This is a genomic window from Steroidobacter denitrificans (genome assembly GCF_001579945.1).
Classification (GTDB): Bacteria; Pseudomonadota; Gammaproteobacteria; order Steroidobacterales; family Steroidobacteraceae; genus Steroidobacter; species Steroidobacter denitrificans.
Genome location: NZ_CP011971.1, coordinates 1,439,829 through 1,452,442 on the forward strand (window position 1 = coordinate 1,439,829; position 12,614 = coordinate 1,452,442).

Sequence of the window (12,614 nt, forward strand, 5' to 3'; positions counted from 1 at the left end):
GATCGAACGCGGCACTCAGGTATTGTGCCATCAGCGTTCGGTGGTCACCAGTTTCCCATGCTGCCAGTCGATGTCTTGGCCATGCATGCGTTCGACGCCCAGGCGACGATCCTCGAGGTAGCGTTGCAGCGCGAAGCGAACACTCAGGAAAGCGATATCCTGCCACGGAATTTCCGCCTCGTCGTAAAGACGGGTCTCCAGGCTTTCGACGCCCACACCATAGCCGGGCTCCGCCAGGGTGGCGCGGTAGGTGATGTGCACCTGGTGGGCATGCAGCACATTGACGATGGACAGCAGTGAGCCGATTTTCACCTTCGCCAGAGCCTCCTCCATGGCTTCGCGGGCGGCACCCTGCGCCACCGACTCGCCGTTTTCCATGAAGCCTGCCGGGTGCGTCCAATAACCCAGCCGCGGTTCGATGGCCCGCTTGCACAACAACAGTTTTCCTTCGGTTTCGATCACGCAGCCGGCGATGATGCGTGGATTCTGGTAATGGATCGTACCGCAGGCCGTGCATACGTAGCGAAGCAGATGATCCCCTGGGGGGATTTTCCGGGTGAGGGGCTGCCCGCAGTTCGGGCAGAAGGACATCGCAGGATTGGTGGGCACGCGGCGAGGCCAATGAGGGCAGAGGAGGGCATTCTGCCAAAGCATTGCGGGCAGGGCCAAGCGCGTCGACGGGCGCACCGGTAGGGCCGGGGTACCGCTGCCGCGCATCCGCATGTCATCGTGGCCGCCAGGCGGATTCGTCCGATATCGGAATCCGCTGCCGGACTCGCCGGGCGGAGTCATTGACGAAACGGGAAACTATACTGACATTTCGTCACCGCCGATGATGAAACCGTTCAGTCTGTCTGCTTCTGGCTGACGTGCCGTATTCTTAGAATATTCGGGAATGATAAAGAGCCGGATTTCGCCGGCAAGGATTCGTTCGGGAGCCATGCAGGAGCACTCAATGATCGATTATATCGGCATCCACGACGTTCAGTGCCTGATCGAGGAGATCGGACCTGGTATGTTCATCGAGCGCCTCGCCGCCGAGATCGAAGCGGATTATGCGCGCTGGGACGAGTTCGAGAAATCGGTGCGGCTGGCCAGCCATTCCAGGCGGGGCGTTATCGAGCTGATGCCGATCAGCGACGGACGTCTGTATTCGTTCAAGTACGTCAACGGCCATCCTGGAAACACGCAGGAAGGCCTGCTCACCGTCATGGCCTTCGGTGTACTGGCCGAAGTCGACACCGGTTATCCGATCCTGCTGTCGGAACTCACGATCACGACGGCGCTGCGCACCGCCGCCATGTCTGCACTTGCAGCCCGTTGGCTCGCGCGTCCCGACAGCCGCAGCATGGCCTTGATCGGCAACGGCGCACAGAGCGAGTTCCAAGCGATCGCCTTCCACCGCATGCTCGGCATTCGCGAACTGCGTTTGTTCGATGTCGATCCGCTGGCGAGCGCGAAGCTCGAGCAAAACCTGCGCGCCATGCCGGATCTGTCCGATCTGGCGCTGATCCGTGCGCCCAGCATTGCGGAGGCTGTCCGCGGCGCCGACATCATCACCACGGTGACGGCCGACAAGCGCAACGCGACCATCCTGACCCCGCTGATGATGGCGCCCGGAGTCCATGTGAACGCCGTGGGCGGCGATTGCCCGGGCAAGACCGAACTGCATCGCGATATCCTGGCTCGTCCGAATGTGCGGGTCGTGGTCGAGTATGAGCCGCAGTCGCGTATCGAAGGAGAGATTCAGCAAATGCCGCCGGATTTCGTGGTGACCGAGTTTGCCGAGATCGTTCGACGCGGCACCCCAGGGCGCAGTTCGAGCGCCGAGATCACCGTTTTCGACTCGGTGGGATTCGCGCTCGAGGACCATTCGGCATTGCGATTTCTACACGGTCTTGTCGGCGAACAGCCGGGCCGCTGCCGCCGGATCGACCTGGTGCCGATGCTCGTGGATCCGAAGGATCTGTATGGCGGTACGCTGGGCGGCGGCGCGGTGAAATCCCGCCCGCGCCGTGCGGCTTGATCGATCAGCGGCTCGATACGGGCGCATTCGTCGGCTCGCAACTACACGGCACCAGCGGCATATCCGGCGGCCGAGACAATGGCCGGCCTCCCGCCAGGCGGGTTTTCCAGTCGTTACCCGTCGTTATGTTTGTGCCGCAATCGCCGTGATCTCTTTGCGGATTTCCTTCAGCAGCGCCTCGGCGGCGGGCGTCGTATTGTGACGGGCGGCGCTGGCGATCACCAAGGGAAAGTCGAAGCCGAGTTCTGCGAGCGGCACGCGTGAAAAGATGCCGGCGGCCAGGTCTGCTTCGATCGCGCGCGGCAAAGCGGCGCCCAGCGCGTCGCTGCTGCGAACGACCTGGCGAATGATGCCGAAGTCGGTGGTCAGCAGGTAGGCTGGCAAACCGCGCGGCTCATCGCCCCGGGCTTCCAGGTGCACCATCGATTCCAGACGCTGACGCAGCCAGCGCGACGCCTTCGGCACCACGATGGGGTATTGAAACACGTCATGCGGACTGACGTGTCCGGCGCGCATGATGCAGTGGTCCGAGCGGCCGAAAACGATGAACGGCGGCTGGGTATAACTTTCGATGACGATCCTGCTGTCCATCGCCTCGTATGGAAAGCCGATATACATGTCGAGTTCCCGGGCGATGAGCTTGTCCTGCAGGGTTTCCCAGCCACCCAGTTCCAGTGTGAAATTGAGTTTGGGATAGTCCGCGAGCAGCCGAATAAGCGCCGGCGTGACGATTGGTTCCGCGAAGTACGGATCGCAGCCGATGATGAGCCGGCCCGCGGCGAGTTTCTGCATCAGCCTGATACGCCGTTGCATGTTGCGCACTTTCGAGATCGTTGCGTTCGCCGTCTCGACGACCAGTTCACCGTAAGCGGTGGGCGTCACGTCGCCATAGCGTCGCTCGAACAGCAGGACACCGTAGAACTCCTCGATTTTCTGGATGCTTTGGGTGAGCGCAGCCTGCGTGATGCCGATCGCATCTGCCGCGCGGCTGAAGTGCCGGTGTTCCGCCAGCGCTGCAATATGTCGAAATTGACGAATATCCAAAATAAGCCAAGCTTATCGTATCAGGCAAAAGAATCAATTGGACTAACGGCTCTGCGGCACGTTCAATGGCACTACAAAACAGACCATTCATCAGTATGCCGCGGGGGAAATCATGTGCAGACTTGCAGGAGCCATTGCGATTCTCTCACTCTCGACGACAGCCGCCGCCCAGACGTCCGCGGTGATCCTCGAGGAGGTCACCGTGACCGGCCGCAAGATGGGCAAGCTGGAGGCCGTCCAGGATGTGCCGCTGGCGGTTACGGCCTTCGGAGCTGCCCAGCTTGATGCGGCCTTTGTCCGCAATGTCGAGGATCTTTCCTTCTCCGCTCCGAACGTCAGCCTCGACAGTGTCGGCGTGACGCCCGGGGTACAGAATTTCGCCATTCGCGGCCTGGGCCTGAACAGCTCGATTCCATCCATCGATCCGACCGTGGGACTGTTCGTGGACGAGGTCTATCTAGGCGTAACCTTTGGTACGGTGCTGGACATGTTCGATCTCGACGGAGTCGAGATCCTGCGCGGCCCACAGGGTCTTCTGTTCGGTAGAAACGTGACCGGCGGCGCTGTGCTGGTACGGACGAAGCGGCCCAGTGGCGATTTCGGTGCCCGCCTCAAGATGGCGGTCGAAAGCGGCCCGGAGTATGTGGTCGCCGGTAGCATCGAGGGTCCGCTTGCGCCGGTGCTGGCGGCGAAGCTTACCGCCTACTATAAAAACGATACGGGTTACTTCGATAATCGAACGACCGGCGGCAACGATTATGGCGAAGAGGAAACATTCTTCGTGCGGCCCTCCTTTCTGCTGACGCCCAGCGACGATACCGAGATCGTGCTGCGATTGGAGCATGGTGAGACCCGCGGCGACGGTGGAGTGGTCCAGAACATGGCGTTCTATCGAAACTTCGATACCGGTGTCGGCTCGGAAGGGACCGTCGATATCAACTGGGATCAGATATTCATCGAATTCAACCGGAATGTCGCGTTCGGCAACGGCAAGATCACCAACATCTTCGGGTGGCGTGATTTGGACCACTACGGCTACACCGATGTCGATGGTACGCCCCAGGTCCTGTTTCATGGCGGCACCAGGACGTTACAGGAGCAGTTCAGTAACGAACTGCGCTATTCGGGTGAAGTAGCGCGTGGCGTGAATCTCACCGCCGGCCTTTACTACTTCACCCAGGACATTCTCTACCGGGAGGAGCGTACTCTTGCCACCCCGCTCGGCGTGCTGATTTCCACCCTGGGAGGCGACCAGGATCACTGGAGCTGGGCGGCGTTCAGTGCAGTCGATGTGGAACTCACGGATACGCTGAAGCTGAATCTCGGTCTGCGCTATACCAAGGAGCGCAAGAAGGCGCAGATTGCGACCTTCAACGCAGTGAGCTCGCCGTGCGACTTCGCAACCAACCGCTGCAACTTCGATTTCAGCGATGCTCATATCTGGGACAACTGGATTCCGAAAATCGGGTTCGAGTGGAAAGCCGCTCGGGATGTTCTGCTGTATTCCTTCTGGACCCAGGGGATTCGCAGTGGAGGATACAACTTCCGCAATGTGAATCCGCTGGTTGCGGCAGGCCCGACCAGTGAAGAGAAGCAGAACTCGTTCGAGATCGGCATCAAGTCGGATTGGGCGGATGGTCAAGTGCGGTTCAATGCCGCCGCTTTTTACAACGAGATCACCGATCTGCAGCGCGAGATCGCCGTCGTCGATTTGACCGCTGGTGTTGCGCAGGTGATTCGCAACTCGGCGGATGCCAGGCTGCAGGGGGTAGAGGTCGAAGCCGTGTTTGTGCCGCTCGACAGGTTGATATTGAGCGTATCGGCAGGTTACACGGACGCCGAGTACACCAAGATACATATGGACTTGAACGGAGACCAGGTCATCGACGCAGCAGACAAGGCGCTGGACCTGCCGCGTGTGTCGCCCTGGACGTACAGTGCCGGCATGTCGTTCGATACACCGCTCTCGACGTTGGGTGAGGCGACGTGGCGCCTGCAGTATTCGCATCGTGACAAAGCGGCTTTTGCCGACAATAACTCCACGTTTCTGTCGAAGGTCGATCTGCTCGATGCCAGTGTGACCTACCGGCATCCAAATCAACGCTTCACGCTGTCCCTGTATGGCCGCAACCTTACCGATGAGGACTACGAGGGCGCCGTTACCCAGCTGCCGTTCGGTACCGTGCGTTATTTGAGCAAGGGCCGGCGCTATGGCGTGGAGATGAACCTGGAGTTCTGATGCGCAGGTGCCGAGACAACGGGTAAATCAGGAGACGGGCGATGACCGGTAGCGCGATCGAACCGATGCTCTGCGAATATTTCGAGTTGCATGGCAAGTGGCGTGCAGAGCGCAATGCGGTCCTTTATGAGGATGCGCAACTGACGTGGGGCGAACTCGTCACCCGCATGAAGCGGGTCGCGAACGGACTGAACGCGATGGGTATCGGAGCGGGCCATCGGGTTGCGGTGCTGATCGATAATCGCCTCGAATCCGTGGAAGTCCTGCTTGGCGTAATTCGCAGCGGCGCGGCCGTCGCACCCATCAACCTCACCATCAGCAATGACGCCATCTGCGCACAGTTGCTCGATTGTGGACCGTCCGCAATCATCGCCAGCCCCGCCGAAGCACTGCGTATCGACACCCTCGGCGGGCTGGCGCCGCTTGCGGACTGCCAGCGGCTGATCGTCGGTCAGCGGGCGCCGGGATGGGTCGGCTACCAGGCTTGGCGCGACACCCAGGCATGCACCATGCCACGATCGCTGCCGGGACCTGAAGATCTCTGTACGATCATTTACAGTTCCGGCACAACGGGCATCCCCAAGGGGATCGCCCACAATCATCGCGGCCGTCTCGTATTCGCTCAGCATGGCGCGCTGGCAATGAGAACGCACGACGATGCCGTCACCATCTGCAGCCTGGGCTTTTATTCCAATGCCACCTGGCTGTCGCTGCTCAGCGCGTTTGTCGTCGGCGGGACTGTCGTCGTCGAATCGGCGTTCAAGCCGGAGAAATTCCTGCGGACCATCGAGCGGCGAGCCGTAACGCATCTGTTCATGGTGCCGCTGCAGTATCGAATGCTGCTCGAACACCCCGGGCGGGATACTTTCGACGTCTCATCGCTGCAGGTGCTCGGAGCTGCCGGTGCTGTCATGGCTGCAGAGCTGAAGACGCATATTTCTGCATGGATCGATTGCGCCTTCGTCGAGGCGTATGGGCTCACCGAAGGATTCGCTACGATTCTTTCGGATCAGGATGGGCGGCGGAAGCCTACCTCGGTCGGCCGACCCATGCCCGGATCGGATATGAAGATTCTTCGTGCGGATGACACCGAAGCCGCGGTCCATGAACCCGGAGAGATCATCGGGCTGTCGGCGCTGACGATGACCGACTACTTCAACCGGCCGGCGGAAACCAAGGCCTCGTTCTGGACCGATGAGCAAGGCCGCTGCTGGCTGAGAACCGGCGATGTCGGTTACCTGGACGAGGAAGGATTCCTGTACCTGCTGGACCGCAAAAAGGACATGATCGTATCAGGTGGCCAGAACATTTTTCCGGTCGACATCGAGTTGGTCGGGACAACACACCCTGATGTTGCGCAGATCGCCGTCATCGGCGTGGCGCACGAGAAATGGGGCGAGACGCCGCTGGCTGTCGTGGTGCCCAAGAACGGCGTAGCGCCGGATGCCGCCGAGCTGCTGGCGTGGATCAATGCACGCGTCGGCAAGCGTCAGCGCGTCAGCGCTATCGTCTTTCGTAAAACATTGCCGGTCAATGCACTCGGCAAGGTGCTGAAGCGGGAGCTGCGCGAACAGTTCGCTGCAGCCACTGCCAGTCCAGCCTGAAAATTACCCTGGAGTGTCCATGATGCGAAAAGTGTATGTTGCCGGTGTCGGCATGATCCCGTTCAAGAAGCCTGGGGCGAGTGACCCTTATCACATGATGGGGTTGCAGGCGGCGCGCCTTGCGATCGAGGATGCGGGGATCGAATACCCGGACGTCTCCCAGGCATACGCCGGTTACGTGCACGGACATTCCACCTGCGGGCAGCACGCTCTCTACGGTCTGGGCATGACCGGCATTCCCATCCTCAACGTCAACAACAATTGCGCGAGCGGCTCGACGGCACTGTTCCTTGCGCGCCAGGCTGTCGCGAGCGGCGCCGCAGAGTGTGTGCTGGCGCTTGGCTTCGAGGAGATGAAACCGGGTGCGCTAGGCGTCGGCGAGCACGGACCGACACCGCTCGATAGGTTCAACGAACTGACGCTGGACCTGGTCGGCATGCCGGAGATGCCGATGGCGCTACGCTATTTCGCCGGCGCCGGCCTGACATATATGCAGAAATACGGCACACCGCTCAATACTTTCGCGAAGATTCGTGCGAAGGCATCGCGCCATGCGGTGCACAATCCGTTCGCGGTATTTCGCCGGGAAGTCTCGGAACAGGAGGTCATGCAGGACAAGGTCATCTGGCCGGGCGTGATGACGCGCCTCATGGCGTGCCCGCCCACCTGCGGCGCCGCTGCGACGATTCTCGTATCCGAGGAGTTTGCCAAGACAAGAGGGCTGCGCAAGGATGTGGTCATCGCCGCGCAGGAGATGGTGACGGATTTTCCCTCGACGTTCGTTGAGCGCAATATGATCAAGGTGGTCGGATACGACATGGCGCGTGTCGCTGCGACCAAAGTGTATGAATCGGCTGGCGTCGGCCCACAGGATATCGACGTGGTCGAACTGCATGACTGCTTCGCGCAAAACGAATTGCTTTGCTACGAATCCCTTGGCCTCTGCCCCGAAGGCGGTGCCGAGAAGTTTGTCGATGATGGCGCCAATACCTATGGCGGAGAAGTCGTGACGAATCCCTCCGGCGGCCTGCTGTCCAAGGGGCATCCGCTGGGCGCCACCGGTCTTGCCCAGTGCTATGAACTGACCCATCAATTACGCGGCACGGCGGACCGGCGCCAGGTAGACGGTGCACGCAACGCACTGCAGCACAATCTTGGCATGGGCGGCGCCTGTGTCGTCACGCTCTATCAGAAGGGCTGAACCGCATGGTCGATATTGCACAGATCGGCTATCGGCATCCGCCTCATTCGGTGGATGTCGAGCGGGGCAGGCTGCTGTTCTTTGCCAGAACCATTGGTGAGACCCATCCGATATTCATCGACGATGAAGCCGCAGCTGCCGCGGGTCTGCCAGGTCTGGCCGCACCTCCGACCTATGCGTTTTCTCTGGAACTCGATCAGCCGAAGCCGTTTGCTGTGCTTGAGGCGCTCGGAGTGCGGCTTGATCGCGTCCTGCATGGAACACAGCGTTTCATTTATCACGTGCCCATCTGCGCGGGTGACCGCATCACGCTGCAATCGGTGGTGGAAGACATCTACGAAAAGAAGGATGGTGCCATGGCCTTTATCGTGATGCGCACCACGGCGACGAATCAGCGCGGAGAGATCGCCGTCGAAATGACCAAGACCGTGGTAGTGCGCCAGCCTGGAAGCGGTTTGCGGAGGCGGCAATGAACGACACGGTTCATTTGCGCCGCTATGCGCCCGGTGACCGCATCCCATTGCTGCAGATTGCCCCGATCAGTAGGGCGACACTGGCGCTGTTTGCCGGAGCCTCCAACGATCACAATCCGATACACATCGATCTCGACGTTGCACGGGCAGCCGGCATGGACGATGTCTTTGTTCAGGGCATGCTGCCGATGGCGTACCTCGGCAGAGTGCTGACGAATGCATTCGGGCCGCGGTCGCTGCGCGAGTTTGGCGTCCGTTTCGTGGCCGTCACGCATGTCCGGGACCGTCTCGAATGCACTGCCGAGGTGCTATCCGCCGCCGATCATGTCGCGGGTCAGCGTCTCGATCTACAGCTTACCGTCATCAACCCGCGCGGCGAAACGGTGCTCCTTGGAGACGCCGTTGTAGAACTCGAACAGGAGAATATATGACCAGACTGGCCGGAAAAGTTGCACTCGTGACGGGAGGCGGCCGCGGCATTGGCCGCGCCGCTGCGCTCAAACTGGCGCGCGAGGGCGCCCGTGTCGTACTGAACGATCTCGATGAGGCGCCCGTAGCTGAAACCGTCAAGATGATTCGCGAGATAGGCGGTGAGATCACCACTGTCATCGGTAGCGTCACCGCCCCCGATTTCGGGGAACGTTTCGTCGCTGCCGCGCTCGAGGCGTTCGGCGACCTGCACATCATTGTCAACAACGCCGGCTATACCTGGGACAACGTCATCCAGAAAACCACCGACGAGCAGTTTCAGACCATGCTCGACGTGCATCTCGTCGCGCCGTTTCGCATCCTTCGAGCCGCGGCGGATCATATCCGCGCAGCAGTCAAGCGCGAAGAGGAGCGGCAGGAGCATGTCTATCGCAAGGTGGTGAACGTATCGTCATTGGCCGGGTTGTATGGCAATGCGGGCCAGGCCGGCTATTCGGTCGGCAAGGCGGGTATCGTCGGCTTGACACGCACGTTATGCAAGGAGTGGGGTCGCTATCGCGTCAATGTCAATTGCGTGGCATTCGGCGTGATAGAGACGCGGTTGACTCAGCCGCTGACCAGCGGCGAGGCGCATATCATCGTGGAGGGCCGCGATATTGCCGTAGGAATGCAGCCGCGGTTGCTGCAGACCGTCTCGACGATGGTGCCGTTGGGGCGCGGCGGGACACCCAAGGAAGCTGCGGACACCATTTACCTGATGTGCTCACCCGAATCAGATTACGTCAGCGGTCAGGTATTGGTGTGCGGCGGCGGACTGCTGTTGTGACATGATGTCGATGTGAAGCGATGAAAAATTTTCCCCGTGACTTGTTCGAGCCGGAACATGAGCTGATCCGGCAGACCGCCCGGCGGTTCTGCGAGCGCGAAATAGCTCCGCAGCATGAGATGTGGGAGAAAGCCGGCGTTGTACCTAAGGCGGCATGGCTGAAGGCGGGTGAACTCGGCCTGCTGTGCATGGGCATGCCACAGGAGTATGGAGGTGCGGCGTTGGATTTCCGCGCTTCCGTGGTATTGCTGGAGGAACTGTGGCGCATCGGTGCCTCCGGGCCGGGCTTTGCATTGCACTCCGACATCGTCGCTCCGTATCTGCTGCACCACGGTAGCGAGACGACCAGGCGGAGGTGGTTGCCGCTGATGTCGCGCGGAGAGGTGGTCACCGCCATCGCCATGACCGAGCCTGGAACCGGCAGCGATCTGCGCGCGGTGTCCACCAGCGCCGTACGCGACGGCGATGAGTATGTCATCGACGGGACGAAGACGTTCATTACCAACGGACTGAGCGCCGAGCTGGTTCTGGTGGTGGCCCGCACGGTTGATGCGGCAGGCCAGTCGGGTCTGAGCCTCATTCTCGTAGAAGCGGATCGGCCAGGATTCAAGCGCGGTCGTAAACTGGAGAAAATCGGCATGAAGGCGCAGGATACAGCCGAACTTTTCTTCGAGAAAGTCCGTGTGCCGGTGGATAATCTGCTCGGCCAGGAGCACCGCGGCCTGCATCATCTCATGAGCGAGCTGCCGCAGGAACGCCTGATCATTGCTGTACAAGCGGTCTCAGCGGCGCGTGCGACACTGGAAAGCACCATCGAATTCACGCGCAATCGCCAGATCTTCGGCAAGACCACCTTCGATTTCCAGAACACCCGCTTTGTGCTGGCTCGTGCGCTGGCCGAACTCGATGTTGCCCAGGTTTTCGTCGATCGGTGTATCGCGCTGCACGTCGCCGGTCGCCTCGATGCGACGATGGCGGCGACCGCCAAATTGACGGCCACGCAGATGCAGAACAGATTGGTCGACGAGTGTTTGCAACTTCACGGCGGCTATGGCTACATGTGGGAGTACCCGGTGGCACGCGCTTGGGCTGATGCACGAGCACAGCGGATCTATGGGGGTGCCAACGAGGTCATGTTGGAACTGATTGCCCGGACGCTGTGACGGCAGCCACCGCGCATGCAAGTGTTCCCGGCGGGGCATGAACCGAAGCGAGACTGAAATGACTGGAACGACTTCGGCAGGTCCGCTCAAAGGCGTCAAGGTGCTGGAAATCGGCGGTATCGGCCCCGGACCCTTTTGCGGGATGGTGCTGGCGGATTTAGGCGCGGAAGTCTTGCGTGTCGAGCGCTCCTCGGCAGCAGCCGGCGTGCCGGCTCCCAAGGATCCGTTGCTGCGAGGTCGCCGCTCGATCGCCCTGGATCTCAGGAAACCCGAGGGTGTCGGCCTGTTGCTCAGGCTGGTGGAGCGGATGGACATCCTGATCGAAGGGTTTCGTCCGGGTGTTGCGGAACGGCTCGGGGTGGGGCCGCAGGCATGCCTGGATCGCAATCCGCGCCTCATCTATGGGCGCATGACGGGATGGGGCCAGGAGGGTCCCCTGGCGCATGCAGCCGGACACGACATCAACTATATCGCGCTGTCCGGCGCGCTGGGTTTGATCGGACCGCCGGGCGGCAAGCCCGTACCGCCGCTCAATCTCGTCGGCGATTTCGGCGGCGGCGGTATGCTGCTGACCGTCGGCGTGTTGGCCGCGCTCCTCGAGACCCGGCAGTCCGGCACCGGCCAGATCGTCGATGCCGCGATGGTGGACGGTGCCGTGGCGCTGCTCGCCATGTTCTTCGGCTTTCGCGCCGAAGGATACTTCCGTGATGCGACCGGCGAGAACTTCCTTGCCGGGGCGGCGCCGTATTACGACACATACCAGACCAAGGACGGCAGGTATGTCGCCATCGGCTCGCTGGAGCCTCAGTTCTATGCATTGCTGCTCGAAAAACTGGGCCTCGAGCGCGACCGTTACGGTTCGGTCGGCATGCCCGCGTTCGATCCGGCCACGGTCAAGGAACGCTGGCCCGAATTGCGCGCGGCGATCGCTGCGGCGTTTCGCGGCAAAACGCGCGATGAGTGGTGCCGCATCATGGAGGGCACCGATGTGTGCTTCGCTCCGGTACTCGGCCTCGAAGAGGCCGCGAGGCATCCGCACAACGCGGCGCGCCGCTCTTTCACCGAAGTCGACGGCGTACTGCAGAATGCGCCGGCGCCGCGATTCAGCCGGACGCCGCTGGCGGCTCCCAGGTCGCCCCGCAGACCAGGCGAAGATTCCGACAGCGTATTGCTGGAGACCGGACTATCCAAGGAAGAGATCGGACAACTACGCGCCGCAGGCGTGCTCACCTGAGGCGGGGTCGCTTCCCTCCGGCTGCGGCTTCATGAGCGCACCGGGGCGAGTGCCTGTCCCAGTGCCTGTCCAAGGCGAACTGTGGCCGGTTCGCGGCTTATCCGCTCCGCCGAGAGGACGCATTTCCGGGGGAAGAGGGGCTGTCGGCCGGGCGGGAAGGCCGGCGCGGCGGCCTGTCCGCATGTTTCAGCTTTGCGCCTGCCGATGTCCCCTCTATACTTGCGCCCCCGCACTCCCAAGGCCGGTGTGGCGGAACTGGTAGACGCGCCGGACTCAAAATCCGGTTCTGGCAACAGAGTGTGGGTTCGATTCCCTCCACCGGCACCATGAGAGCAGCCGATAACCGCTGATACGGGGATCCCAGGGGATTGCCCC

12 protein-coding genes and 1 tRNA gene are annotated in these 12,614 nt (G+C 61.3%); 10 read left to right on the plus strand and 3 right to left on the minus strand.

The window, feature by feature from the left end:
- Positions 1-30 precede the first annotated feature (30 nt).
- Positions 31-591: an NUDIX hydrolase gene (locus ACG33_RS06455; RefSeq protein WP_066922919.1), complete on the minus strand. Its 561-nt coding sequence runs from the start codon at positions 589-591 to the stop codon at positions 31-33.
- A gap of 216 nt (positions 592-807) precedes the next feature.
- Positions 808-942 carry a hypothetical protein gene (locus ACG33_RS16890; RefSeq protein ID WP_257721747.1) on the minus strand — a complete coding sequence of 45 codons (135 nt, stop codon included), beginning with the start codon at positions 940-942 and terminating at the stop codon, positions 808-810.
- A 13-nt stretch (positions 943-955) separates the two neighbouring features.
- On the opposite strand from ACG33_RS16890, the gene ACG33_RS06460 reads away from it, so the two are divergent.
- Positions 956-2,026, plus strand: a complete 1,071-nt coding sequence (locus tag ACG33_RS06460) for an ornithine cyclodeaminase (protein WP_066922921.1) — start codon at positions 956-958, stop codon at positions 2,024-2,026.
- Positions 2,027-2,149: 123 nt separating this feature from the next.
- Here ACG33_RS06460 and ACG33_RS06465 read toward each other — a convergent pair whose 3' ends face one another.
- The gene (locus ACG33_RS06465) at positions 2,150-3,070 is read right to left on the minus strand and encodes a LysR family transcriptional regulator (RefSeq protein WP_066919701.1); all 921 of its coding nucleotides are present in this window, start codon (positions 3,068-3,070) and stop codon (positions 2,150-2,152) included.
- A 112-nt stretch (positions 3,071-3,182) separates the two neighbouring features.
- Here ACG33_RS06465 and ACG33_RS06470 point away from each other — a divergent pair, with 112 nt between their 5' ends.
- The 9 genes from ACG33_RS06470 to ACG33_RS06510 all read left to right on the plus strand — a co-directional run bounded on the left by ACG33_RS06470 (position 3,183) and on the right by ACG33_RS06510 (position 12,566).
- Entirely contained in the window at positions 3,183-5,309 is a 2,127-nt protein-coding gene (locus tag ACG33_RS06470; protein WP_066919703.1) for a TonB-dependent receptor, read from the plus strand.
- A 41-nt stretch (positions 5,310-5,350) separates the two neighbouring features.
- Complete coding sequence (locus ACG33_RS06475) at positions 5,351-6,913, plus strand: class I adenylate-forming enzyme family protein (RefSeq protein WP_066919705.1); 1,563 nt, start codon at positions 5,351-5,353, stop codon at positions 6,911-6,913.
- 19 nt (positions 6,914-6,932) lie between these two features.
- Positions 6,933-8,114, plus strand: coding sequence for a lipid-transfer protein (locus ACG33_RS06480; protein WP_066919707.1), 1,182 nt, complete (start codon positions 6,933-6,935; stop codon positions 8,112-8,114).
- Between the two features lie 50 nt (positions 8,115-8,164).
- The gene (locus tag ACG33_RS06485) at positions 8,165-8,587 is read left to right on the plus strand and encodes an FAS1-like dehydratase domain-containing protein (protein ID WP_168160031.1); all 423 of its coding nucleotides are present in this window, start codon (positions 8,165-8,167) and stop codon (positions 8,585-8,587) included.
- Positions 8,584-9,018, plus strand: a complete 435-nt coding sequence (locus tag ACG33_RS06490) for a MaoC/PaaZ C-terminal domain-containing protein (RefSeq protein WP_066919710.1) — start codon at positions 8,584-8,586, stop codon at positions 9,016-9,018. The genes ACG33_RS06485 and ACG33_RS06490 overlap by 4 nt, the downstream gene beginning before the upstream one ends.
- The gene (locus tag ACG33_RS06495; protein WP_066919712.1) at positions 9,015-9,842 is read left to right on the plus strand and encodes an SDR family NAD(P)-dependent oxidoreductase; all 828 of its coding nucleotides are present in this window, start codon (positions 9,015-9,017) and stop codon (positions 9,840-9,842) included. Before ACG33_RS06490 ends, ACG33_RS06495 begins: the two co-directional genes overlap by 4 nt.
- Positions 9,843-9,862: 20 nt before the next feature.
- Positions 9,863-11,005, plus strand: a complete 1,143-nt coding sequence (locus ACG33_RS06500; RefSeq protein WP_066919714.1) for an acyl-CoA dehydrogenase family protein — start codon at positions 9,863-9,865, stop codon at positions 11,003-11,005.
- A 58-nt stretch (positions 11,006-11,063) separates the two neighbouring features.
- A complete protein-coding gene (locus ACG33_RS06505) occupies positions 11,064-12,239 on the plus strand; it encodes a CaiB/BaiF CoA transferase family protein (RefSeq protein ID WP_066919716.1) in 1,176 nt (391 codons plus the stop codon).
- A gap of 240 nt (positions 12,240-12,479) precedes the next feature.
- A tRNA-Leu gene (locus ACG33_RS06510) sits at positions 12,480-12,566 on the plus strand.
- The last annotated feature ends 48 nt before the right edge of the window (positions 12,567-12,614 follow it).